The sequence below is a fragment of the Streptomyces sp. 5-10 genome, assembly GCF_014712245.1.
GTDB lineage: Bacteria > Actinomycetota > Actinomycetes > Streptomycetales > Streptomycetaceae > Streptomyces > Streptomyces violaceusniger.
In genome coordinates this window covers 1-23,618 of the sequence record NZ_JACVYG010000080.1, presented here as the reverse complement: position 1 = coordinate 23,618, position 23,618 = coordinate 1, and the positions used below count along the sequence as shown (strand labels likewise).

23 protein-coding genes, 1 tRNA gene and 1 pseudogene are annotated in these 23,618 nt (G+C 70.4%); 13 read left to right on the top strand and 12 right to left on the bottom strand.

Annotated features, from left to right (window positions below):
• Window positions 1-40 precede the first annotated feature (40 nt).
• A complete protein-coding gene (locus IEJ02_RS44735) occupies window positions 41-790 on the bottom strand; it encodes a helix-turn-helix transcriptional regulator (RefSeq protein WP_191070039.1) in 750 nt (249 codons plus the stop codon).
• Window positions 791-1,134: 344 nt separating this feature from the next.
• Here IEJ02_RS44735 and IEJ02_RS44730 point away from each other — a divergent pair, with 344 nt between their 5' ends.
• The 4 genes from IEJ02_RS44730 to IEJ02_RS44715 all read left to right on the top strand — a co-directional run bounded on the left by IEJ02_RS44730 (window position 1,135) and on the right by IEJ02_RS44715 (window position 6,032).
• Window positions 1,135-2,700 carry an MFS transporter gene (locus tag IEJ02_RS44730; RefSeq protein ID WP_191070038.1) on the top strand — a complete coding sequence of 522 codons (1,566 nt, stop codon included), beginning with the start codon at window positions 1,135-1,137 and terminating at the stop codon, window positions 2,698-2,700.
• A 76-nt stretch (window positions 2,701-2,776) separates the two neighbouring features.
• Window positions 2,777-3,793 (top strand): zinc-dependent alcohol dehydrogenase, encoded by a 1,017-nt coding sequence (locus IEJ02_RS44725; protein WP_191070037.1) that lies wholly within the window; start codon window positions 2,777-2,779, stop codon window positions 3,791-3,793.
• A 74-nt stretch (window positions 3,794-3,867) separates the two neighbouring features.
• Complete coding sequence (locus IEJ02_RS44720; protein WP_191070036.1) at window positions 3,868-4,650, top strand: LLM class F420-dependent oxidoreductase; 783 nt, start codon at window positions 3,868-3,870, stop codon at window positions 4,648-4,650.
• The gene (locus IEJ02_RS44715) at window positions 4,647-6,032 is read left to right on the top strand and encodes an MFS transporter (RefSeq protein ID WP_191070035.1); all 1,386 of its coding nucleotides are present in this window, start codon (window positions 4,647-4,649) and stop codon (window positions 6,030-6,032) included. The genes IEJ02_RS44720 and IEJ02_RS44715 overlap by 4 nt, the downstream gene beginning before the upstream one ends.
• A 17-nt stretch (window positions 6,033-6,049) precedes the next feature.
• Here the strand turns inward: IEJ02_RS44715 and IEJ02_RS44710 are convergent, their stop codons facing one another.
• The 6 genes from IEJ02_RS44710 to IEJ02_RS44685 all read right to left on the bottom strand — a co-directional run bounded on the left by IEJ02_RS44710 (window position 6,050) and on the right by IEJ02_RS44685 (window position 11,269).
• A complete protein-coding gene (locus IEJ02_RS44710) occupies window positions 6,050-7,102 on the bottom strand; it encodes an ABC transporter substrate-binding protein (protein ID WP_137978134.1) in 1,053 nt (350 codons plus the stop codon).
• Window positions 7,103-7,128: 26 nt separating this feature from the next.
• Window positions 7,129-7,692 carry an ABC transporter permease gene (locus IEJ02_RS44705; protein WP_275559567.1) on the bottom strand — a complete coding sequence of 188 codons (564 nt, stop codon included), beginning with the start codon at window positions 7,690-7,692 and terminating at the stop codon, window positions 7,129-7,131.
• A 488-nt stretch (window positions 7,693-8,180) separates the two neighbouring features.
• Window positions 8,181-9,101: a helix-turn-helix transcriptional regulator gene (locus tag IEJ02_RS44700; protein WP_223865457.1), complete on the bottom strand. Its 921-nt coding sequence runs from the start codon at window positions 9,099-9,101 to the stop codon at window positions 8,181-8,183.
• Window positions 9,102-9,115: 14 nt separating this feature from the next.
• Window positions 9,116-9,910 carry a response regulator transcription factor gene (locus tag IEJ02_RS44695; RefSeq protein ID WP_223865456.1) on the bottom strand — a complete coding sequence of 265 codons (795 nt, stop codon included), beginning with the start codon at window positions 9,908-9,910 and terminating at the stop codon, window positions 9,116-9,118.
• Between the two features lie 479 nt (window positions 9,911-10,389).
• Window positions 10,390-10,818: a hypothetical protein gene (locus IEJ02_RS44690; RefSeq protein ID WP_191070032.1), complete on the bottom strand. Its 429-nt coding sequence runs from the start codon at window positions 10,816-10,818 to the stop codon at window positions 10,390-10,392.
• Window positions 10,819-10,867: 49 nt separating this feature from the next.
• On the bottom strand, window positions 10,868-11,269 hold the full coding sequence (locus tag IEJ02_RS44685) for an ATP-binding protein (protein ID WP_137978137.1): 402 nt from the start codon (window positions 11,267-11,269) through the stop codon (window positions 10,868-10,870).
• A 154-nt stretch (window positions 11,270-11,423) separates the two neighbouring features.
• Here IEJ02_RS44685 and IEJ02_RS44680 point away from each other — a divergent pair, with 154 nt between their 5' ends.
• Both IEJ02_RS44680 and IEJ02_RS44675 read left to right on the top strand, forming a co-directional pair.
• Complete coding sequence (locus IEJ02_RS44680; protein ID WP_191070031.1) at window positions 11,424-12,329, top strand: DUF5753 domain-containing protein; 906 nt, start codon at window positions 11,424-11,426, stop codon at window positions 12,327-12,329.
• A complete protein-coding gene (locus tag IEJ02_RS44675) occupies window positions 12,326-12,535 on the top strand; it encodes a DUF397 domain-containing protein (RefSeq protein ID WP_191070030.1) in 210 nt (69 codons plus the stop codon). The genes IEJ02_RS44680 and IEJ02_RS44675 overlap by 4 nt, the downstream gene beginning before the upstream one ends.
• Before the next feature lie 81 nt (window positions 12,536-12,616).
• Here IEJ02_RS44675 and IEJ02_RS44670 read toward each other — a convergent pair whose 3' ends face one another.
• Window positions 12,617-13,210: a lytic polysaccharide monooxygenase auxiliary activity family 9 protein gene (locus IEJ02_RS44670; RefSeq protein ID WP_137978139.1), complete on the bottom strand. Its 594-nt coding sequence runs from the start codon at window positions 13,208-13,210 to the stop codon at window positions 12,617-12,619.
• Between the two features lie 195 nt (window positions 13,211-13,405).
• Here IEJ02_RS44670 and IEJ02_RS44665 point away from each other — a divergent pair.
• The 3 genes and pseudogenes from IEJ02_RS44665 (at window position 13,406) to IEJ02_RS44655 (ending at window position 14,877) form a co-directional block, all read left to right on the top strand.
• Window positions 13,406-13,479, top strand: a tRNA-Lys gene (locus IEJ02_RS44665).
• Window positions 13,480-13,591: 112 nt separating this feature from the next.
• The gene (locus tag IEJ02_RS44660) at window positions 13,592-14,101 is read left to right on the top strand and encodes a hypothetical protein (protein ID WP_191070029.1); all 510 of its coding nucleotides are present in this window, start codon (window positions 13,592-13,594) and stop codon (window positions 14,099-14,101) included.
• Window positions 14,102-14,877, top strand: a pseudogene (locus tag IEJ02_RS44655) (hypothetical protein). It abuts the gene before it with no gap.
• A 536-nt stretch (window positions 14,878-15,413) separates the two neighbouring features.
• On the opposite strand, the gene IEJ02_RS44650 reads toward IEJ02_RS44655, so the two are convergent.
• Complete coding sequence (locus tag IEJ02_RS44650; protein WP_191070028.1) at window positions 15,414-15,848, bottom strand: ATP-binding protein; 435 nt, start codon at window positions 15,846-15,848, stop codon at window positions 15,414-15,416.
• Between the two features lie 108 nt (window positions 15,849-15,956).
• On the opposite strand from IEJ02_RS44650, the gene IEJ02_RS44645 reads away from it, so the two are divergent.
• Genes IEJ02_RS44645 through IEJ02_RS44635 form a run of 3 tightly spaced genes read left to right on the top strand, consistent with a single transcriptional unit; the run spans window position 15,957 to window position 17,758 of the window.
• A complete protein-coding gene (locus tag IEJ02_RS44645) occupies window positions 15,957-16,790 on the top strand; it encodes a helix-turn-helix domain-containing protein (RefSeq protein ID WP_191070055.1) in 834 nt (277 codons plus the stop codon).
• Window positions 16,787-17,032 carry a DUF397 domain-containing protein gene (locus tag IEJ02_RS44640; protein WP_191070027.1) on the top strand — a complete coding sequence of 82 codons (246 nt, stop codon included), beginning with the start codon at window positions 16,787-16,789 and terminating at the stop codon, window positions 17,030-17,032. Before IEJ02_RS44645 ends, IEJ02_RS44640 begins: the two co-directional genes overlap by 4 nt.
• A 45-nt stretch (window positions 17,033-17,077) precedes the next feature.
• Entirely contained in the window at window positions 17,078-17,758 is a 681-nt protein-coding gene (locus tag IEJ02_RS44635) for a FadR/GntR family transcriptional regulator (RefSeq protein WP_191070026.1), read from the top strand.
• An 11-nt stretch (window positions 17,759-17,769) separates the two neighbouring features.
• Here IEJ02_RS44635 and IEJ02_RS44630 read toward each other — a convergent pair whose 3' ends face one another.
• Together IEJ02_RS44630 and uppS are read right to left on the bottom strand one after the other, a co-directional pair.
• Window positions 17,770-19,179, bottom strand: coding sequence for an oxygenase MpaB family protein (locus IEJ02_RS44630; RefSeq protein ID WP_223865463.1), 1,410 nt, complete (start codon window positions 19,177-19,179; stop codon window positions 17,770-17,772).
• Window positions 19,180-19,277: 98 nt separating this feature from the next.
• Window positions 19,278-19,991, bottom strand: coding sequence for a polyprenyl diphosphate synthase (gene uppS / locus IEJ02_RS44625; RefSeq protein ID WP_275559570.1), 714 nt, complete (start codon window positions 19,989-19,991; stop codon window positions 19,278-19,280).
• A gap of 440 nt (window positions 19,992-20,431) precedes the next feature.
• Between uppS and glxA the strand changes: the two genes are divergently transcribed.
• Window positions 20,432-22,384 (top strand): radical copper oxidase GlxA, encoded by a 1,953-nt coding sequence (gene glxA, locus IEJ02_RS44620; protein ID WP_191070024.1) that lies wholly within the window; start codon window positions 20,432-20,434, stop codon window positions 22,382-22,384.
• A 7-nt stretch (window positions 22,385-22,391) separates the two neighbouring features.
• Here the strand turns inward: glxA and IEJ02_RS44615 are convergent, their stop codons facing one another.
• Window positions 22,392-23,450 carry a glycoside hydrolase family 6 protein gene (locus IEJ02_RS44615; protein WP_191070023.1) on the bottom strand — a complete coding sequence of 353 codons (1,059 nt, stop codon included), beginning with the start codon at window positions 23,448-23,450 and terminating at the stop codon, window positions 22,392-22,394.
• Between the last annotated feature and the right edge of the window lie 168 nt (window positions 23,451-23,618).

The following is a 23,618-nucleotide window of genomic DNA, read 5'->3' as shown; positions in this document are numbered from 1 at the left end:
CCAGCAATCCGGCCGCCGTCCTGGTGTGACGGCCCGCTCCCTACTCGGGGTCGGACTCCATCAGCCCGGCGCGCACGGCGCGCACTCCGGCCTGGAACCGCGATTCGACCTGGAGGTCCCGCATGATGTCGGCCACATAGCGACGGTAGGTACGCACCGAAAGGCCGAGTTTGCGGGCCGCGGCGTCGTCCTTGTAGCCCTCCGCCATCAGCGTCAGCACCTCGCGCAGCACCCGGCCGCGCGCACCGCCCTCGAACGACAGCGGCCGCATCGGGCGCTGGGCCGTGTCCCACATGCCGCACAGCAGTTGATGCAGCATATCGGCCACGGTCGAGTTCTGGATCATCGAGGCGCGGGAGCCGCCGGGCTCGCCCGGCGAGGCGTCGGGCGCGATGACCGCCGCGCCGTCCACGACCACCAGCTCCTGCCGCACCCCCTCGAAGACGCGCACCTCCAGGCGCGCCACGGTGCCCACCGAGCGCTGCCACACCCCGCCCCGGATGACCGCCGGCGGGCACAGCATCCGGGTCCTGACCCCCTTGCCCGCCAGCTGGGCGAGCGTCTGCCCGACGAGCCGGGCGTGGTCCTCGCCCGTGACCTCCGGCAGGCTCCAGATCACATCCCGCTCGGCGCGCAGCACCAGCCGCGCCACCCACCCGGCCACGGCCTCCCCGTCCACCGGCAGTTCCGCGGACGCCGAGGCCAGCGCGGAGCGGCGGTGGTGGTGCACCGCGGACTCCAGGAGGCGTAACGCCTGGCCCAGTGTCTCCTCCAGGTTGTCAGACCCCATGTCCGGCTCCGTTCGAACCGCGCCCCCCGTGCCCACCTCCCCGTCAAATCCGTCAATAGGCACTCGCCCGTTTGGTTGAATTCCGAAATGGCTCAAAGGACACCCCCGTTCCCTTTCCGGGAACAGTAACGAGCCCCCTGGCACACGGCAAGGAAGATCGTTCCTTATGGGACACTTCCCGCCGGGAAATACCCTCGGGTTCCGGCCACGACACCTCCCCGTGTCGGCAAGGGGCTGCGCCTCCGCTCGGCGGATTGGTAACTTCCTCTAGAGCCAGCACGCCATCCCTTGCCATACGACGCGGACCCCCCACCTTGCCCTGGGTCCCGAAAGGCGCCGCCCCCATGGCTGCACAGAACACCGCGACCACCGATGCCACCCAGGCCGGTCCTTCGCACTCCCCCACCGGACGCCAATGGCTCGCACTTTCGGTGCTCGTCCTGTCCCAACTCGCGGTGTGGCTGGACAACACCGTGCTGAACGTCGCCCTCAAGACCCTCGCCGACCCCACCGAGGGGCTCGGCGCCAGCCCCAATCAGCTCCAGTGGAGCATCAGCTCCTACACCCTGGTCTTCGCGGTACTGCTGTTCACCGGCGGGGTGCTCGCCGACCGCTACGGCCACCGCCGCTTACTGCTGACCGGCATGGTGCTCTTCGGCGCGGCCTCCGCCTGGGCCGCCTACTCCGGCTCAGCCACCGAACTCATCGTGGCCCGCGGCGCGATGGGCATCGGCAGCGCCCTGATCATGCCCGCGACCCTCGCCCTGATCGCCCAGGTCTTCGACGAGCGGCACCGGGCCACCGCCATCGCCATCTGGTCGGGTTCCAGTGGAATCGCGATCGCCACCGGGCCGATGCTCAGTGGAGTGCTGCTCGACCACTTCTGGTGGGGTTCGGTCTTCCTGGTGAACGTGCCGATCGTGGTGTTGTGCGTGGCCGGATCGTTCGTCTTCCTGCCCGGTGTGGTCACCCGGGTGCGGCAGAAGTTCGACCCGCTGGGCGTGGTGCTCTCCACCGCCGGGCTCTTCGCCATCGTCTGGGGCGTCATCGAGGGCGGCCACCGCAACGACTGGACCGACCCGGCCATCGTCGGCGCGCTGGCCGGGGGCGTGGTGCTGGTCGGGATCTTCGTCCTCGTCGAACTGCGCGTCGCCAACCCCAGCTTCGACGTCCGGCTCTTCCGCGACATCCGCTTCACCGGCGCCAGCGTGGCCGTCATGCTCACGTTCTTCGGGCTCAACGGCTCGATGTACTACACCAGCTTCTATCTCCAGGGCGTCCACGGCCAGACCCCGCTGGAGTGCGGTCTCTCCATCGCCCCGGTCGCCCTCGGCGTGCTGCTGGGCGCCCCGCTCTCGGCCAAGCTGGTACGGGCCCACGGGGTGCGCCCGGTGGTCACCGCGGCCATGCTGATCGCCACCACCGGGTTCGTCGCGTACGTCCTCCTCGACGAGACCAGCGGACTGCCGCTGTTCTGGGTCTTCCTCATCCTCCAGGGCCTGGGCATGGGCGCGGCCGTCGCGCCCACCACCGAGGCCATCATGGCGATCCTCCCCGCCGACCGGACCGGCGCGGGCTCCGCCGTCAACAACTCGCTGCGGCAGATCGGCGGGGTCCTCGGGGTGGCGGTCCTCGGCTCGGTCCTGGTCAGCGTCTACCGCGACCGGGTCACCCCGCGCCTGAGCGGACTGCCGTCCCGCGCCGCCGACCGCGCCGCGGAGTCGCCCGAGGCCACCCGGCTGCTCGGCGCGAAGATGCGGCTGCCCCGGCTGTCGGCCATCGCCGACGAGGGGTTCGTCCACGCCATGCACGTGGCCTCCGTCGTCGGCGCGGCCGCCGCCGCGGCCGGAGCCCTGATCATCTGGTGGGGCTTCCGCAGGACATCTTCCGGAGCGCGATCCAGCATGTGATCGTTCTTCCTTGCCACCCCCGTTCGCCCCGGCATAGCCTCCCGGCACAACATCCGAAACGGGGAAGGCAGTTCACATGCGTACAGCTGTCATCACGGCGGCGGGCCAGGTGGAGACCCGAGAGATACCCGTCCCCGACATCGGTGACTCCGAGGTGCTGGTACGCATCGCGGCCTGCGGCATCTGCACCATGGAGGCCAATCTCTACGCGGGGCGGATGACGGTCTACCCGGCCGCCGCCGGACACGAGATATCCGGCTGGGTCGAGCGGATCGGCCCCAAGGCCGCATCGCTGGAGGACATGCCCGCCGTCGGCTCCCTCGTCGCCCTCGACGGACTGCCGCGCTGCGGCGCCTGCCGCAGCTGCCGACGCGGCCAGACCGCCATCTGTGTCGCCCTCCAGGGGCACAAGCGGGAGGACGGCGCGATCACCATGGGCGCGGGGCTCGCCGAGTACATCGCGCTGCCCGCCTCGCGCGTGTGGTCGGTCGGCGACACCGACCCCGCCGTGGCCGCCATGGGCGAGCCGCTGGCCTGTGTGGTCCACTCGCTGCGCCGCGGCGGCTTCCGCGCCGGGGACCGGGTGACCGTCATCGGCGCCGGCTACATGGGCCATCTCCACCTCGCCGTCGCCGCACACCTCCAGGCCCGGAGCGTCGCGGTGGTCGAACGGGAGGAGCAGCGGCTGGCCGCCATCGCGGCGGCGGGCGCCGACGCGGCCGTCACGCCCGACGAGGTCGGCCAACTGCCCCCGGCGGACGTGGTCTTCGTGACCATCGCGTCCAAGGAGGCCATCGCCTCGGCGCTCGCCGCGGTCGCCGACGGCGGCACCATCGTGCTCTACGGCGGCGGCCCCGGCGGCCCGCCCGCCGAGCTCCCCGGCTATGAGGTGCACCGCCGCCAGCTGACCGTCACCGGCTCCTTCAGCCACGAGCCGGACGACTGGCGCGCCGCCGCCGAACTGCTGCGCGGCGGGCGGCTGTCCGGGCGGCTGGAGACGCTGGTCACGGCGCGCTACTCGCTGGACGAGGTCGAGAAGGCGCTGAAGCAGGCGGCGGAGACGCCCGTCTACCGCGTGGTCGTCACGCCGTAGCGCCCTGCGGGTGCCCGCCCGCCGCGGGCGAACCGACACAAGACCCGAATCGCCGAGAGATAAGGATCCCCTCCGTGTCCCTGCGCGTAGGCGTCCAACTCCATCCCCAGCACACCGGAATCGCCGAGCTGCGCACCGCGTGGCGGGAGGCCGACGCCATCGGGGTCGACTCGCTGTGGACCTGGGACCACTTCCTGCCGCACACCGGCGACCCCGCCGGGCGCCACTACGAGTGCTGGTCGCTGCTGTCCGCGATGGCGGTCGAGACCCGGCGGGCCACCATCGGGCCCCTGGTGAGCTGCACCGCGTTCCGCAATCCGCATCTGCTGGCGGACATGGCCCGCACCGTCGACCAGCTCAGCGGCGGACGGCTGGTGCTGGGCCTGGGGGCCGGCTGGTTCGAGGCCGAGCACGCCGAGTACGGGCTGCCCTTCCCCGGACCGGCCGGGCGCATGGACGCCTTCGCCGCGTCCGTCACCGCCGTCAAGGAGCGGCTGGCCAAGCTCAACCCCGGCCCGGCGGGCCCGCTCCCGCTGCTGATCGGCGGCGCCGGGCGGCGGCGCACCCTGGAGCTGGTGGCCCGCGAGGCCGACTGGTGGAACTGGTACGGCTGGGCCTCCGAGGACCCGGTCGCCGAGTTCCGCGAGCTGAGCGGCGTACTGGACGAGTGGTGCGAACGGGTCGGCCGGGACCCGGCCGCGGTGGCCCGTACGGTGATGGTCAACCCCGACCAGCTGCCGCTGGTCGAGGGGTTCGCCGAGGCCGGTGCGGTCCATGTGGTGCTCTCCCTCCCGGCCCCGTACGAGCTGCGCAGGGTCGAGGAGCTGCTCAAGGTGCGCGCCGCGCTCACCTCGTGACGGCCGTACGCGCCACGGCGCCCCGCACGCCCCTGGGGCGCCGCTTCGGCCTGCTCATGGGCGCGCTGCTGCTCTCCAGCCTGGGCAACGGGCTGTGCTTCCCGTTCACCTCGATCTACATCAGCCAGTTGCTGGGGCTCGGCGGCCGGGCGGCGGGCGGCTACTTCATCGCGATGGCCGCGGCCAGCTTCGCCGCCGCCCTGGCCGGCGGGCCGCTGGCCGACCGGGGCAGCCCGCACCAGGTGGGCGCGCTGGGCGGCGCGGCGCTCGCGGTCGGGTACGCGCTGCTGGCGCCGGCCGGTTCGGTGGCGCTGGTGCTCGCCTCGGGGGTGTGCGTCGGGGCGGGCTTCGGGCTCTTCTACGCCTCGATCGTGGGCATCGTGGACACCGCCGTCCCCGAGAGCGGCCGCCGCTCGGCCTTCGCCATCCGGCACATCGTCAACAACGCGGGGATCGGGCTGGGTTCGGTCGCGGCCGGGCTCGCGCTGCACGGCGCGGCCACCCCGGTGGGGGCGCTGCGCTGGCTGTACCTGGCCAACGGGCTGGCGGCGCTGCCGCTGATAGCGGTGACCCTGGGCGTACGGCCCCGGGCCCGGCCTGGGCACGGTCCGGCGGGCCTTTCCCCGTCCCCGCCCCTTCCCGAAACTGGGGCTCCGCCCCAGACCCCGAGGTCCAGGGGCGAAGCCCCCCACACGGCGGAGCCGCATATCGATGCTGCCGGGAAGGGGTGGGGAGAGGAGAAGCCCGCGGAGCCGTCCGGGGGCGGGCCGACCTATCGGACTCTGCTGCGGGCCCGCCCGATGGCGTTGCTGATCCTGGCCCAGGCGCTCTTCGCGATCGTCGGCTTCACGCAGATCGAGGCGACCGTACCGCTGCTGATGCACGACCGTATGGCGGTCACGCTGGGCTGGGTCAGCGCGGTGGTGGCGGCCAACTCCTTCGCCCTGATCGCCCTGCAGCCGCTGCTGCGCCGCCGCCTGGAACGGCTGCCGGAGACCGTGAGCCTGGCCGCCGGTCCGGTGCTGTGGACCGTGGCGTTCGGCTGCGGTCTGGGCGCGGCGCTGGCCGGGGAGGCGGCCCCGGCCGCCGTGCGGTACGGACTGCTGCTGGCCTTCGCGGTGATCTTCGCGGCGGGCGAGCTGATGTACTCCTCCGCCTTCTACCCGCTGCTGTTGCGCTGGTCGGGCGAGGAGGCGGTGGGCCGGGCGAGCGCCCTGGCGTCGCTGGCCTGGAACCTGGGCACCGCCTCCGGCCCGCCGATCGGGCTGTTCGTCGTGGCCAACGCCTCGGCCACGGGCAGCTGGCTGGCCCTCGCACTGGGCGCGGCGGCCGCCTTCACGGTGGCCGCCGCGCTGCACGGCCGGACGGCGGGCGGCGTCTGACCGCCCGCCCGATCCGGCTACGACTTGGGCAGGTACGACGTGTCGTAGGCGTCCTCAGGCGTGACGGTCTTCTCCAGGAGCCCCTGGTCGTACATGAAGTCGGCCATCCGGGCCCAGGTCTGCGGGTCGATCGCGCCCAGCTCGCCCTGGTCGTTCCTCATCATCGGCGCCGTGGCCTTGAGCACCGCGCGGGCGTTGTTCCGCTGCTTCTCGCCGCGCAGTCCGGGGACGTACTTCTCGCTGAGCTTGATGGCCTCGTCCTGGTGGTCGATCGCATAGCGCAATCCGCGCAACGACGCGTCGACGAACTTCTTGATGTCATCGCCGCGCTTGTCGAGCGTCTTCTTCTTGGCGCCCAGACCCACGCCGACCAGCTGGTCCCCCGCCGAGCCCGAGTTGAGGGTTATCGACCGGACGTCCTTGCCCGCCTCCTTGAACGAGACGGCGTCATTGTTCAGATAGCCCATCACCCCCTCGACCTTGTTTCCGGTGAGGGCCGCCTGCTGGGTGAAGCCGATGTTCTGTACCTTGGCGTCCTTGGTGGAAAGGCCGCCCTCCTTCAGGAGCGCCAGCAAACCGAAATAGGTCTCGCCGAAGGGACCGGGCGTACCGATCTTCCGGCCCTTGAGGTCGGCGGGGGTCCGGATGTCGGAATCCTTGGGCACGATCAGCCCCACCGGGTATTTCTGGTAAAAGGTGGCGATGTCCACGACGGGCACATTCTTGGCGCGCGCCTGAAGCATCTCGTCGCCGCCCGCGTAGATCACATCTTCCTTGCCCGACGAGAGGGCCCCGAAGAGATCTTCGGCCGCGCCGTGGTGGCGCAGTGTCACATTGAGTCCGGCGTCCTTGTAGTAGCCCTTTTCGGCGGCCACATAGAACGGCGAGAACTGGATGTTGGGGGTGTAGGTCAGCCCCACCGTGATGCTTGCGCCGCCCTTGGCCCCCGCGTTCTTCGGCTCCTCGGCGCATGAGGTCAAGGTGGCCAGTGCCACCACCGAGGCGAGGGCGGCCGCGCCCGTGACCCGATGTCTGTGGGCACGCCTCATGGACGTCTGCACGAAACGCACGTACTTCTCCTCTTGGGTGAAAGTTGTCAGTCGCGCTGAACGAGCCGCTCGACCAGGCGGACCACCCCGTACGAGACCGCGGCGAGAAGGCCGAGCATGACGAGCGTCGAGAACAGTCCGATGGTGTCGGCCTCCTGGCGCTGCACCGACAGCAGCTGCCCCAGTCCGTCGCCGCCCATCACGAATTCGCCGACGACCGCGCCGGTGATGGAGAGCGTCAGGCCGTTGCGCACCCCCGCGAGGACGCTGGGCAGGGCGAGTGGGAACTCGATGTACCAGAGCATCCCCCACCGCCCCACCCCGTCCACCCGCGCGGCCCCCATCACATCGGGGTCCAGCGAACGCAGCCCCAGCACGGTGTTGACGAGGATGGGGAAGAAGACCAGCAGCGAGCAGAGGACCGCGATGGGCAGCAGTCCGTATCCGATCCACAGGGCCAGCAGGGGGGCCAGCGCCACCGCGGGCATGGCCTGCGAGGCGGCCACATACGGCTGGAGGGCCGCCGCGGCGATCTCGCTGCGGGCGATCAGATAGCCGAGCGGCAGCGCCACTCCGATGCCGATACCGCTGCCCGCCAGCGCCTCCCACACCGTCTCCTCGGTGTAGTCGACGAGATCACCGTGGAAGACGTCATCGAGGAATTGCCGCGCGAGGTCCAGCGGAGCCGGAAGATAGAACTCCGCAACGGCGCCGGTCCGGGTCACGATGTCCCAGACGACAAGCAGCGACAGCCCGAATACCAGCGGCGGCAGCACACCCCGGAACAGCGTTCCGCGCCGGTCGGCGAGAGTCGTCCCGGATGCCGCTCCGGTCATTTTCCGACCGGCCCCGGACCGTGACTTCTCACCCTTTCCGCCGCCGTCGCCGGTCTTTCGCGCATGTCCCGGTCGAGGTGAATGCGACTCGTCCGCGGCCGACTCGCCGTCCGCGCCCGCCGTGGCGGTCGCGCCCCTTCCGTGCCCTTCGGTCATCCCCAAATCCCCTTGCATTACCGGCTGTTGCCAGATCTCGGCACGCCCGCAGGCAACCTATCGCCAGCACGCTCCGGATCACAATGTCGATGGGGAAAACGAAATTATCATGTGGAAGTATTTCCAAGGATGCCGAGCTCAGTGGCGCGCACCCCGGCCTGGAAACGGGAGTTGGCCTCCAGCAGCTCCAGGATCCCGGTGACATAGCGGCGGTACGTACGCACCGAGATCGCCAGGTCGCGGGCGGCGGCCTCGTCGGTGACCCCGTCGCGCAGCCGGGCCAGCACCCGGCGGACCATTTCGGTGCGGGCGCGATTGCCGAAGTCGAGCGGGCGGGCGGCGGGCACGGCTCCGCCCCAGATGGAGCGGAACATGCCGTACAGGGTGGCCACCACCACCGGGTCCTCGATGACCGAGGTCTGCCGCCCCTCCTCGGCCTCGGCGCACACCAGGGCGGTACGGCCGTCGGCGATCACCGCCGTGGGCAGCGGCACCGACGCGATCCGCACCTGCGCGGGGCGGGCGGGGCGGGCGGCCCGGGCGTCACCGGGCGCCTCGGCGTCCGGCGCGGGCCCGGGGATGGGCCGCGGCACGGGCCCCGACGGCGCCGCCCCGGCGGCGGATCCGGAGGCAGGCCCCGTCGATCCGGAGCCAGGGGCGGATCTGCCGCGCAGCACCCGCACCCCGACCGGCTCGCCGAGGTCCGTGAGCAGCGCGCCGAGCGCGGCCTGCACGGGCGCCATCCGGGCGGAGCACTCGGGGAAGACGGCGTCCACGCTCCGCCCCGCCTGGCCGATCACCTCCTCGGCGGCGGCGAGGAACGCGGCGTCCTCCACCCCCACCTCGGTGAACCGCGCCTCCCGGGCGCGTCGGGCGCGGTGCTGGACCACCGTGGCCTCAATGAGGTCCCGTACCTCCCGTAGCGCCCCCTCCAGGGTGTCCCCCGGGAGCGCGGCCTCCGGCCCAGGATCGCGTCCGCGCTCCATCATGTCGATCTTCCCGCGCTTTCCGCCTCGTGACGTGGTCAAGGTCTCGAGCGCCGTCAGTGACGGCTGGGCAGCAGCCCCATTTCCACTGCCCGCACCCCCGCCTGGAAACGGGAGTTGGCCCCCAGTTCGCGCATGATCTCCGCCACGTACCGACGGTAGGTGCGCAAGGAGACCTGCATCTGGCGCGCCGCCACCTCATCGGTGTGGCCGGTGCGCAGACACTCCAGGATCCGTCGTACGGAGTCCGGGCACAACCGCCCGCCCAGCCGCGGATGGTCCGCGAGCGCCACGGCGTTCCCCCAGGTCCCCGCGAACATCATCTCCAGGGCCCGCACCGTGGCGGGGTCCTCGACGAGCGACGCCTGCCCCGGGCCCCGCCCCGGCTCCGACGGCCCCCTCCTGAGGTAGACCACCTCGCCGTCGATGAGCAGCGCCTCGGGTAACGCCGGCAGCCCGCCGTCGCAGACCCGGATCTCGCACCGCGGATCGGTGCGCGCCAGCGCCCGTACCGCCCCCGAGGTCAGCACCGGCTCCTCGCACAACAGCCGTACGACGACGGCGCGCCGGGCTCCCCTGGCCGGGCGGGCGAGCGCGGCGCAGACGGCCCGCGTCTGCTCCTCGTTCCCCGACAGCACCACGTTGACGGTCCGCTCGGCGCAGTCGACCAGGGTGTCGACGACCTCGGCGAGCGGCACCTTCCCCAGAGCCGTCCCCGCCCAGGAGTCCTGGGCCAGCTCCCTTCGGTGCCGGATGACCGTCGACTCGATCAGATCACGGGCGGCCAGCAGCGCGTGCTCGACATAGTCGATGGCGCCTGACGAGGGAGTCTCCGTGCTCTCCGTGCTCATGGGAGAAGGCTCGGACACCCTCACAAGACCAACCATGACTTCCCCTGCCGGGTGACAGTGACCTGGTTATGCGAATACCGGCCTGATTCTCGTCAATTTCCCTGCCCCGAAATGCGCGGGCAGCATTGTGCGAAATCCATGACGACACTAATTCGCGCACAGCGACCGCGTCAACGCGGGGCGTGAGGTAAAGAGTTGGCAAAACGGTGCGCGGTGGCACGCATCGTGCTGTCGCGCCGCCGATGCGCCGGGGCGCGTGTCCACAAGTTACCGGCGAGTGCACCTTTCGGCCCTGGGGAGACTACGGACCGCAGCGATTCGACGCGGTTCGGCGACGCGGAGTGGGGGCCGATGTCCGGTTACTGCCAACTCGGCACCGGACGTCCCCTCCCCCCGTCCGGGGGTGGCCGCCGATGTCGGCCACGGCCGACCGGCATCAGCCGAAGCCGATCGGCATCAGCCGCCCAAGCCGATCGGCATCAACCGAAGCTGATCGGCCCGTGGAAGTCCCGCCCCTGGATGACCGGGCCGGTGACACGGGCATCGCCCGCGACGGAGTTGTGCACGGCACCCGGCTCCTCCTCGGCCGCCCCGCCGTGCTCACGCATCCAGGCCGCCAGGTCACGGCCGAACTCCGGGTCCTGCCGGGCCCGTTCGACCAGCAGATCGGCCAACTGGCGCAGCCGGGCGCCGTCGTCGTACGGAATCGCCGCCGGGTCCAGACCCGGCTCCGGACCCGGATCCGGACCCGGATCCGGCTCACCGGCCGGTTCGCCCTCGCCCCGCCGCAGCACCCTGCGGACCAGCGTGCCGAAGGAGTCCAGGGCCCGCCGCCCGGCCTCGCCGCCGGCGCCCGACACCGCCGCGTTCACCGCCGCGACCAGCGCACCCGCCGTCACCGGGTCCATGGCCCACCCCCTGCCCTCGATCGGGGCCCCACGCTACCGGCGCCGCCGGTCACGGTTCCACCGCTTCCGCGCGGAGGGTGAACCAGACCGTCTTGCCGGTCGGGGTGAGATCCGTGCCCCAGGCATGGGCCGTCTTGCTCAGCAGGAACATCCCCCGGCCGCTCTCGGAGAGGAAGTCCGGCTCCTTGACCACCGGCAGCGCGGACTCGGTGTCGCTGACCGCCGCCTGGATCCCGTGCGGAAGGTTCTCCAGGGTGAGGACGCATTCGGGAGAGGCCGCGTGCTTGTGGACATTGGACAACAGCTCGGTGACGCACATACCCGCCGCGCTGATCAGCTCGTCACGCCCCCACAGCCGCAGTCGCGCCCCTACGGCACGCCGTACGTCGGCGAGTATCCGCGGATGGGCGCGGAGGCGCAGTTCGTATCGCTGCGAGATGTTCTCAGCCATATGCTCCGGGGCCCCTCCACAGCACGGCGCGCTGCCGTGTCCCCTAGCGATCCTGGCCTATGGAACGTCCCACTCGCAATGTTTCGACCCACTCGCACAAGACTGGCATATGCCCGGCTGGTAGGCGTAGTTGGCGATACGACAGACTGGCGACATGTCCTACCAGCCAGTGCCCACCGTTCGGCGCAGGCGCCTGGGCTCCACGCTACGGAAGCTACGCACCGAAGCGGGGATGACACTGGACGCGGCGGCCGACGCACTCAATGCGGCCGCAAACGGATCGTCCGACGCCCGCCGCTGGACGGCGCCGAAGCTCTCCCGGATCGAGAACGCCAACGCCACGATCCGCACCACCGAGGTCGAAACCCTGCTGAGGGCCTACGCCGTCACCGACCCGGGCACCCGTGTCGCCCTGGAGGGACTGGCCAAGGACGCGGGCAAACGCGGCTGGTGGCAGACCTATCGCGGCATCGTGGGCCCCGCCTACGCCGACTACATCTCGCTGGAGAGCGACGCGGAGAGCGTCCGCGACTACGCCCCGCTGGTCATCCCCGGTCTGCTCCAGACGGCCGACTACGCCCGCGAGACCATCGCGGCGAACGCCGTGGCCCGCACCGCCTCCGAGGTCGACGCCCTCGCCGAGGTGCGCCTGGCCCGCCAGGCCGTCCTCACCCGCTCCTGCCAACCGCTGCGGCTGTGGGCCGTCATCCACGAGGCCGCGCTGCGCCGCCGGTTCACCGGCCGGCCCGGCATCATGGCCGCTCAGCTGCAACGGCTGCTGGACGTGGCGGACTGGCCCACGGTCACGCTCCAGGTGATGCCGATCGACGCGGCACCCAACCCCGGGGACGCGGGAGCATTCACACTCGTGGCCTTCCCGGGCCCGATGCCGGATGTGGTCACCCAGGAGAACCTGCGCGGCCCCACGTACGTCGAAGGAGTCGATGACGTCAACGTCTTCGCCGACGCCTTCGGCCACATCGTGGACTGCGCGCTGTCCACGGATGCGACGAAGGCCCTCATCGCTGGTCTGGTAGGAGAAAGAGGGCCCCACATATGAACACCTCTGCAATGACCGCGCATCGCCACTCCCACTGGCGCAAGTCCTCGTACTCCGCGGGCGAGGGACAGTGCGTCGAGGTCGCCGCCGCCGGCGGCCGCGTCCGGCTGCGGGAGAGCGACGACCCCGGCACCGTCCTGACCACCGTGCCCGCGGTGCTGGCCGCCTTCGTCCGGAGCGCGAAGGCGGGCGCGTTCGACGCCTGATCGTGTGACGACGGTGTGGTGCCGCCCGTGGACGGCACCACACCAGGGACGCCAGAAGACGTCAGAAGACCTCTGAAGACGTCAGAACTGGACGTCTGAGCAGGCGTAGAAGGCGTTCGAGGTGTCCGCGATGGTCCACACGGCGAGGATCACGTGTCTGCCGGTCTTACCGCTCGGGATGGTGCCCGAGTGGGAGAGCGTGGACGGCGGGCGCTGACCGTTGTACGGAACGGTCAGGAAGGGCTGGGACTCCAGGCTCGCGCGGGTCAGCTTCTGGCTGGGGTTCCAGCCGTTCTTGGTGATGTAGTACTTGAAGTCCGTGGTCGCGTGGGAGGCCGTGAACCGCCAGTTGAAGGTGTAGCTCCGCCCGGCGGTCAGCTTGGTCGCGGGCCAGTTGCCGCCCCGCGGGTCGTCGAGCTGCGAGAACCGGCTGTTGCCGCCCGCGCAGATGGTGCCGTCCGCGGGACCGCCCGAGGGGAAGCCCTTCGGACCCTCGACGCTCTGGGGCTCGTACTGGATGTCGCCGCAGCCCGTCACCGTGCCGTTGGCACACAGCTTCTGGCGGCTGATGGGCGTGTCGGTGTAGCCGTGGCTGGAGGCGCTGCCGCCGGTCGCGAGGACGGAAATCGCCGCGAGACCGATGCCGATGACGGCGGCGCTGATCTTCTTGCGCATGCTTCGCTCCTGAAGACGTGGGGAGTGCTTCGACGAGCCGTGCACGGCGGTCTAGACCAAGTGTGAGAGTATCCAGGTGCCGATAGTCATGTCCATACCAATGGAGAGCGACCGCGGTGGGCGGACGCCGGGCGGACGGGCCCTGACGGCGTCCCGAGCACCCTCCCGGGTCGGGTAGGATTTCCGGGTCAGCAGGCGCCGCTAGCTCAGTTGGTTAGAGCAGCTGACTCTTAATCAGCGGGTCCGGGGTTCGAGTCCCTGGCGGCGCACCTTGGCTTACGCCACTGACCTGGGGCTTCTCGGTTCTCCGAGAGGCCCCAGTCGCTTTGAGAAGCGCATGCCCCTCTACTACATCTTCGAGATGTACAACAGGATGATGCGATGAGCGAAGCGCCTTCATCCCATGCGGCCGATTCGGCGAGCGGGATCGACTCGATCCTGCTGCTGTTCATCTGCCTGATCGGGGTCATCGTCATCTTCACCCTGGTCGGCATGGTCGGCTCCGGCATCGTCCAGCGCACCGGCCGCCGGAAGACGCGGGACGAATGGCTCGGGGGGATCGCCCTGCTGTCCGTCTGCGCGACCGTCGCCCTGTACATCTGGGGCGCGCTCCACGTGATGTTCATGGAGAGCTACACCATGCGCGAGGAGTGCGCCAAGGCGGGCGGGGCGGCGAAGGCGGCCCAGGTCGACCGTTACTCGGCGAGCTACTTTCCGCTGCGCTTCACCTGCCGGATCGACGAGGGCGGAAGTTACGACGCCGCGGTCCCCGGATACGTCAACCCGGCCATGGTCATCACCTTCGTCCTGGCCATCGCCACGGGCGCGGTATCCGTCGTGGCCCGCGACCAGAACCGGTCCACCGGCCCTACCCTCACGGGGGGACGATGAATGAGCGTGTTCGACCCATCCCGTAGGCAGCTGCTCGCCCGCTCCGGTGCGCTGTTCGGCGCGGCCGCGCTGGCCTCCCTCCCCGGTTCCGCGCTGCTGGCGACGCCCGCGTACGCCGCGTCCTCGCACTCCAAGACGCCCACTGGCGAGGAGATCCGGACCGCATACCGCCGCTTCCGGGCGAACCAGGCCCGGGTGCTGACGGGCAGACCGAGCCCCAACGGCTGGGAGATGGAGAAGGTCGCCGACGGCGGCGGAGCCATCTGGTCCCGCCCGGTGCCCGGCACCCCGCTGGAGGGCGTCACCGTCCGCATCGGCGCACCGGAGGCGTGCTGGTCCATGTGACCCGCCGCTTCCACTACGAGATCGACGAGCTCCGCAAGGACGATGTGATCGGCTGGCGCAGCCCCGGCACGGTCCGTAAGGGGCTACCGGAGGGCAACCAGGCGTCGGGGACGGCGGTCCGGATCCGGCCCGGCCACTACCCGCCGGGCGTCAAGGGCGGCTTCTTCCCCCAGCAGGAGGTCGTGATCCGCGACATCCTCGCCGAGCTCGACGGCGTGGTCCGCTGGGGCGGGGACGACCGGAAGCCGGACGAGTCGCTGTTCTACGTGGCCGTAAGGCCCGGCGATCGGCGGCTGGCCGAGGTCGTGGCCCGGCTGGACCGGTGGCGCGAGACGCCGGGCAGCGGCGCGGGCGCCCCGGTCGACGTGCTCGCGCCGGGGCGCCGCAAGGCCGCGACGTCCCTGGCCCGCAGCCAGCGCGCGGCCGCCTGAACGAAATTCCGCGGGGAACCGGGGAGCCCCCGGCGCGTGGGGGCGCCGAGGGCTCACTTTCGGGTCAGTCGCGATCAGCCGCGCTCAGCGATCCGCTGGCGCGCCGGTCGATCACGCCGGGCCGCTCCTCGGGGAGGGGGCGTACGTTGAGTTGCGCGGCTCGGTCGGGCGCGGCGCCGTCTCGCGCCTTCGGCGCATGTGAGCAGCGGGGCAGGGGGGTGGGGGCGCGGCCGCGTCGCCGAGCGCCAGGCGACCGGGTGGGGGCGCCGGTGGCGGCTACGGCCTTCCGGGGCAGGAGCCCTCGCCGGACCGCCTGCCGGGGGTGGGGTACCCCTCTCGAAAACGTTTGACAAATTAGTTGCTTCAGATCAAGCGTTTTTTGGAGGGGTACCCGGAGGGACCGCCCCGGGCCCGTCGACCCGCACCCCGGATCGGCCCCGGCCCTCGGACACGGAAGCCGCCGCGGCACCGACCCCCACCGGCCCGGCGGCCGGCGGCGAGGCCCCGGCCCCCATCCCCCGGACCCATGCTCAAAGTCACCTCGCCTCGGTGATCCGCGCCCATACGGTCTTGCCCGGCCCCCTTCGCTCCCTGATACCCCAGCGATCCGCCACGGCCTCGACCAGCATCAGCCCCCTCCCCTCCTCGTCGTCCGACGTGGGCGCCTTCGGCACGGGGCACTTCTCGTGGGTGTCGCTCACCTCGATCTCCAGGACGCCGCCCCGCTCGTCGTACGCCAGCCGCACCGCGAAGTCCCGCCCCGGTACGCGCCCATGGAGCGCCGCGTTGGCGGCCAGCTCGGCGACGACCACGATCGCGGCGTCGTAGCCGCCCACCCCCGGGGAGAACCCCCACGCGGTGAGCTGGTGGGCGGTCAGCAGCCGGGCGAGCCGGGCACCGCGCCGGGTGGCGGAGAATCGCTGCGCGAACGTACGTACGGTGACGGGGACTTGGCCCTGTGGTGCGGTCATGGCGGAAGCGTCCCGGGCTCGCGGCGGCCACTGCCAGGCACGACACCCACCCAGTTTCGCTTGTACCAGTTCACCGACTGGACCGGACCGGTCACCGCCCGTGACGATATGAGGATGACAAAAGACAGCGAACCGGAAACGTTGGAGAGCCTCAAGACCTTTGGCGCGGTGCTGAAGGCGCTACGGGACGAGGCGGGGCTGACGCAGGAGCAGTTCGCCCCACGGGTCCGGTACTCGGCGACGTACGTCGCGAAGATGGAACAGGGCAGGCGCTTCCCGCCCAAGGAACTCATCCCGCGCACGGAGGAGGTCCTGGGCGCCCCGGCCGCGCGGGTTCTGGGCGCGGCGTACCGGACGTTGACCCGGAAGGTCGGCCTCGCGTCGTGGTTCCTGCAGTGGGCGGGGATCGAGGAGGAGGCGGTCACGCTCCTTGCGTATGAGTGCCGGGCGATTCCTGGGCTGCTCCAGCCCGAGCCGTACATCCGCGCCATCTTCGAGCAGAGACTGCCCCCGCTCTCCGAGGACCAGATCGAAAAGCAGGTAGCAGCCCGCTTAGAACGCCAACGGCTGATGGCCGAGAGACCGAACACAGCATTCAGCTTCATCATCGAACAGGCCGTGCTGGAGAGGCGCATGGGAGGTGCTGCCGTCACCGGGCATGTATTGGACGACCTGCTCACGCAGATGGATCGGCGGCATGTTGAGATTCAGGTGATGCCGCTGCGCCAGGAGATCCACGCAGGCATCGACGGCCTCATGTACCTCGCGGAGACTCCCCAGCACGATTGGCTCGGGTACTCCGAAGGCCAGCAGTCGAGCGTTCTCATCACCAGCCCGAAAGATGTGAGCGCGATGCTTCAGCGCTATGGCAAGCTGCGGTCGCAGGCGCTCGGCCATGAGGCCACAATGAGCCTGCTGGAGCAGATGCGAGGAGCGCTATGAAGACCCCCGAACGCCGCTGGTTCAAGAGCAGCTACAGCGGAAGCTCCGGCGACAACTGCGTCGAGGTCGCATTCACCCAACTCGACTGGTCCAAGAGCAGCTACAGCGGAGGCGGGGGCGGCGAGTGCGTCGAGGTAGCCATACGCACCTCGGCCGTGCACATTCGCGACTCCAAGGACACCGAGCGGACCCCGCTCACCGTGTCCCCCGAAGCCTGGGCCGCCTTCATCGCGCACATCTGACCTGCTCGCGCCGCCGCCGCTAAGCTGTTCGGATCGGAGGTGGCGGTGGCGGCGCACATACAGGAACGCATCAAGCGGCTGATCATCGACCAGCGGCTCCCCTCGGGCGCCCCGCTGCCCACCGAGACCGAGCTGATGGAACTCCTCGGCGTCAGCCGCAACTCCGTACGCGAGGCGCTGAAGGCGCTCCAGGCGATGGGGATCGTGGAGATCCGGCACGGCTTCGGGACGTACGTCGGGCCCATGTCGATGGCGCCGATGATCGAGGGGCTGATCTTCCGTACCGTCGCCGGGCACTACCGGGGCGAGGACAGCCTGCTCCAACTCCTCGAGTTGCGCGAGGCCGTGGAGACGGGGCTGATCGCGCGGCTGGCCGGGCGGATCCCCGAGGCGGATCTCGCCGAGTTGGACGCGGTCGTGCGGCGGATGGAGGCGGAGGCGGCGGAGGGCTCGGTGCGGGCCGAGACGGACCGGGCGTTTCACGCCGCGCTCTACGGAAGTCTGGACAACACGCTGCTGAGCGAGGTGCTGGAGGCGTTCTGGGACGCCTTCCACCGGGTACGCACCGACCTCGTGGACGTACCCACCGATCCGCGGGTCACCTGCAAGCAGCACCGGGAGATCCTGGAGTCGGTGCGCTCGGGGGACGCCCTACGGGCCGAAGAGGCGATCCGCGACCACTTCGGGAACATCCGCATCCGACTGCGGTCGGCGCATCCCGACTGAGCGGATCGGCGTCACGCCTGGGCGAGCAGCGGGTCGTAAGCCGTCGATCGTCGGCGGCCGGACATGAAGACCAGGAAGTCCCGGACGAAGGCGGTGCGCGTGTAGGTACGGTCGGTGCCGACCGTGTCGCGATGGAACGCGGTCTGGAACAGCGTCCGGTATTCGTCCGCGTCGATGTGCTGGTCGCCGTCCTTGTCCGTGGCGTCGAAGAGGACCTCGGCGACCTTGATCAGTGCGGGGCCGGCCAGGGAGGGAACGGCGGTGGCGTACTCGCGGGCGCTGACGCGGCCGTCGCCGTCGGTGTCCAGTGCCCTCTGGAGCTCACGCCACCAGTCGGCGTAGGCGTCGTAGAGCCTCGTTTCCTCGGGCTCCTCCAGATCGAGGCGGGTGGACAGTTCGCGGGCCATGGCGGCGAGATCCGGCCAGTCCAGGTATCCGTCGCCGGTCTGGTCGAGTACTTCGCGGAAGAACTCCTCCGCACCGCGTTCGGTGCCGGTGCGGGAGACGGGTTCCGGTTGCGGAGGGAGCGGCGTGATGAGCCGGATCAGGGCACCGGCCCGCCGCATTTTGTCGTGCAGGGCGGTGACCGCCCGAGCTCGCGGGTCGTCGCTGTGGGGTGAGAGAGCCAGCAGGTCGGCGATGGCGTCGGCGCGGACCCAGCCGTCCGGCAGGAACCGGGCCAGGCCGACGGCCAGATAGGCCCCCTGCATCAGGGTCTGGGCACCGGGCATCTCGGGCAGCCCGGCACGCCGGCGGAAGGGCTCCGGGAGCGAGGCGACGGTGATCGCCCCGATGAGCGGGCCGATGACGGCCCGGCCGGTGGCCCACAGCGTGGGCACCCCGCCCAGCAGGGCCGGAGCGAGCAGATGGTCGAACAGCTTGTAGAGGATGATCCGCATCGCCTCGGTGTTCTCCAGTTCCTGCGCCACCACGTGGTCGTAGTAGGGCCAGAACTCGGAGAGGGTGGGCGGCAGATGACCGGCCTCGTCTCCCATGGCGGCCAGGTACGCCTGGAACTCGGCGTACAGCCGCTCCATGGCGTGCTGCTCAAGGGGCTGTCCGCCCAGCCGGCACATGGTCACGGTGGACTCGAACAGGGTCGCCACCACCCAGGCCCGTACCGCCGGGTCCATCGCGCTGTAGGTCCGGCCTCGCGGGTCGGTTCCGCTGAGCCGTGCGTGGAGGCGGTTCAGCCGTGCCGCCTCCCGGAGCCGTACCTCTTCGTCGTCGCCGAACATGCGCTGCATGCTGCGGAAGGTGTTGCGCAGCCGTCGCCACGGGTGGGCGACGAACGTGGAGTTCTCGATCAGCGCGGCGCCGATCTGCGGGTGCGCGGCCTCCAGCACGGTCGCCCGGACCATGGCCAGCGCCCACCGCGGATCGTCGACGAATTCCTGGAACCGCGAGCCCGCGCCGAACAACGGCTCCTGTCCGTTCGCCGCGCTCGGCCGTGCCGTACCGCCGTCGAACTCGGTCGCACCGCCCTGGGCACTGTCGGGGTGTCCGCCATCTGCGATGGTCACGATCGGGAGTCTCCGTTCCGCTCGGGCAGCACGCCGCCGAAGCGGCGATCGCGTTGCCGGTAGGTGTGCAGGCATTCGAGGAAGTGCGGCGCGCGGAAGTCGGGCCACAGCACGGTCGGGAAGACCCATTCCGCGTAGGCGACCTGCCAGAGCATGAAGTTGGAGATGCGCTGTTCCCCCGAGGTCCGGATGACCAGGTCCACATCGGGTGTGTCGGGGAAGGGCAGATGGGCGGCGAAACTCCGCTCGTCCACCGCCTCGGCCGCCACACCCGCGCGGATCAGTGACCGCGCGGCCGCGACGATGTCCCGGCGGCCGCCGTGATCGAACGCGACGGTCAGGGTCATGCCTCGGTTGTCGCCGGTCAGTGTCATCAGGTCGGCGACGTCGCGTGCCAGCTCCCGAGGGATCCTCGGATCGCTCACCCCGAGGAAGCGGCAGCGGATCCCCCGCGCGTGCAGCAGCGGCGCGTGCTTGCGCACCACCGTGCGCACCAGCCGCATCAAATAGTCGACCTCGGCACTCGGCCGACCCCAGTTCTCGGTGGAGAAGGCGTACAGGCTCAGCCACTCCACGCCCGCGGCCCGGGCCGCCTCGATGACGTCGATCACCGTCGCCTCGGCCGCCCGATGACCTGACGTACGCGGCAGCGACCGCTGGGCCGCCCACCGTCCGTTGCCGTCCATCACACACGCCACGTGACGCGGCACGCCGAGCGACCGGTCAGCATCGGCGAACCGCGACGCGGACGTGGGATCGGCGAACGCGTCGCCCGCGGTGTGCCCAGCTATCACGCCAGCCCTCCCCTTGGCCCGCCACCACAGATCAACGCGGCGATCGCGCCTGAATGCAGGGTGCCAGCCCCCGGGCACGAACGCCGTGCCGGAGCCAGGCATTCACCCTTGGAACTGTTGTCCGAATCCATCGGCGCCGAGCCCGCCACGCCGTACCGGGTGCGATCCATCTTTTCTTCCCGGTGGTCTTCGGCGGGTCGCTCGCCTCTTCCTCCCGCTTCAGCCACAGTCGTCCCGCGATGACCGTTTGGGCATCACGTGCCCTGGCTGTCACAGCCGCGCCGATCATCGCCTGGCGGTGGACCGTCCGCCAGGAGAAACGGAACACGCAGCCCGCCCTTGGGGGACGATAAGAAGTGAAGTACCGACCGAGTCGCCGCACCCGCCGCTTCGGGATCGGTGCGGCGGCTGTCTTCGTGCTGGCCGGGATGAACGGCCCGGCCCTCTACCGTTTCAGCTCGGACAAGTACCACGCGTACAAAATCAACCAACCGGAGTACAAGGCGGAGAACGGCCACTGGGATGTGGTCGATGTCCCCGAGGCATACCGGATCAATACGATCCACGCCGCCCTGCTGCACACCGGCAAGGTGCTGCTGGTGGCCGGCTCCGGGAACAACGCCAAGAACTTCGCCGCCAAGTCCTTCCGCAGCGTCCTGTGGGACCCGGAGAAGAACACCTTCACCAACATTCCGACCCCCAAGGACCTCTTCTGCTCCGGGCACAGCCAGCTCCCGAACGGAAAGCTGCTGGTGGCGGGCGGCACGCAGCGCTACGAGAAGCTTCGGGGCAATGTCGAGAAGGCGGGCGGACTGATGTTCGTCCACAACGAGGACCCCGACAAGCCGAAGACCCTCCCCGCCGGGACCCGCTTCACGGGGAAGGAGAACGGCAAGACCTTCGAGTCCAAGGACCCGATTCTCGTTCCGCGCGCGAAGAAGACCACGCATCGCAAGGGCAAGGTCACCGTCACCGCCAGCACGGCGCGGGTCTATGTGGAGGCGCTGCGCAAGGGGAAGAAGTACCAGACCGGCGCCGAGGACAATTACCGGATCTCCGGGCTGAAGGGAAAGGACAAGCGGAACTTCTACGGGATCGCCCAGAAGCTGTCGTTCGACAAGAAGGATTTCCAGGGCATCAAGCAGGCGTATGAGTTCGACCCGGACGCCGAGCGGTACGTCCCGGTGGATCCGATGAACGAGGCCCGCTGGTACCCGACCCTGACCACCCTCCAGGACGGCAAGGTGCTCGCGGTCTCCGGGCTGGACGAGATCGGCCAGGTGGTGCCGGGGAAGAACGAGGTCTACGACCCCAAGACCAATAAGTGGAAGTACCTGCCCAAGAAGCGCTTCTTCCCGACCTACCCCTCGCTGTTCCTGACCGACAAGGGCCGGATCTTCTACACGGGCTCGAACGCCGGATACGGCCCGGACGACAAGGGCCGCACGCCCGGCATCTGGGACCCGAAGACCAATCGGTTCGACGTGGTCCCGGGCATCAGCGACGCGGACGCCCTGGAGACGTCGATGTCGGTGCTGCTGCCGCCCGCGCAGGACCAGCGGTACATGGTGCAGGGCGGGGGCGGGGTCGGCGAGGACCCCAAGTCCTCGGCGAAGACCCGGATCGTCGATCTGCACGCCGACAAGCCGCGGTTCCGCGATGGTCCGGATCTGTATGCGAAGGTGCGCTATCCGAGCAGTGTGATCCTGCCCGATGACACCGTTCTGACCACGAACGGCTCGGGCGACTACCGGGGGCGCGGCGCCACCAATGTGCTGAAGGCCGAGCTCTACGACCCGAAGAGCAACACCGCGCGTGCGGTGGCCGATCCGCTGGTGGGCCGCAACTACCACTCGGGGGCGCTGCTCCTGCCGGACGGCCGGGTCATGACCTTCGGCTCGGACTCGCTCTTCGCCGACAAGGCCAACACCACGCCGGGTGAGTTCCAGCAGCAGATCGACCTCTACACCCCGCCGTATCTCTTCCGCGAGTCCCGTCCGGAGCTCACCGACACCGCGCCCAGGACGGTCAAGCTCGGCGGGAAGGCCACCTACCGGACCGCGCAGGCAGTGGCGATCGCCAAGATGCGGCTGATCCGGCCCGGCTCCTTCACGCATGTGACCAATGTCGAGCAGCGGTCGATCGCGCTTGACTTCACCCGGACGGAGGACGGGGGCGGGGTGACGGTGACCCTGCCGAAGGACTCGTCGGTGGTGCCGCCGGGGTGGTACATGCTCCACGCGGTGGACGACCGGGGGACGCCGTCGAAGGCGGTGTGGGTGAGGGTGCCCGCGCCGAAGAAGAAGTGACGGCGGCTCAACTGTCGTTACGGGCGGCGTTACGGTCGGCGTTACGGGCGGTCTTACGGGCGACCTTACGGGCGGCGTTACGGGCGAGATCGAGCGCGTACCGGGGCCACCACCGGCCCGCGGTGGGACCGCCCTTGCAGGTGCCGTCCGACTCGCCCGGACGCTTGATCCACAGATAGGCGTCGATCCGCTCGTCCCCGGTGTCGACGGTCGGCCTCTCGCCCAGCGCCCGGCCCTTCGGGTTGCACCACGCCTGTGGGTCGTTCTTACCCGGGGCCGGGCCATTGCCGTTGCGGCTGGTGTCGATCACGAACGGCTTGCCGCCGATCAGCGCGGACAGCCGCTTGCCGTACGCCCGGTTCTCCTGGGTCGTCTGGTAGTTGGAGGTGTTCAGCGCAAAGCCGTCGGCCTTACGGATACCGGCCCGCTTCAGCGGCTCGACCATCCGGCGCGGGTCCTTGATCCAGTGGGGGTTTCCGGCGTCCAGGTAGACCGTGGTGTGCGGCAGCCCCTTGAGCTTGTCCACGGCGCCGGTCAGTAAGTCGTACCGCTCCTGGTGGAACTTCTTGGGCGTACAGCCGTCCACCACGTGCGGCAGCGCGTCGGGCTCCAGGACGACCGTCGCCCGGCGGTCGCCGATCCCCCGGACCACCTTGTCCAGCCAGGCGCGATAGGCGTCGCCGTTGGCCGCACCGCCCTTGGAGTACTGCCCGCAGTCGCGGTGCGGGATGTTGTAGAAGACCAGCAGCGCGTCCCGGTTCACCTGGTCCGCGGCCGCGGTGAACCCCCGCGCCTGCCCCTCCGGGTCGTCCAGCCCCAGCCACTCGGCGACGGGCTGCTCCGCGATCTTCTCTATGAGCCTGGCCTGGCCGTCCTCGCCCTTCCTCCGATACGCCGCGACCTGGCGCGCCGCGCTGCCGTCCGGATTCACCCAATAGGGGATCGTGGACTTGGGCCGCTGCTTGGGCTGCCCGGCGACCGAAGCATGGTCGCTGTGCCTCTCCGAGGCCCCGAAGCACCCCGAAAGCAGGGCGCACGACAAGAGCGCCCCGGCGATGGAGAGCACGCGGGTGCCAGGGTGTCCGGCGGATCTTTCCCCTCCCCGCCCCTTCCCGTAACCAAGGGCTCCGCCCCTGGACCCCGGAGCCTGGGGCGGAGCCCCAGACGTGGGCGCGGCCCCGAGTTGGGGCACAGCCCCGGGCAGGGGCGCAGCCCCGGGCAGGGGCGCAGCCCC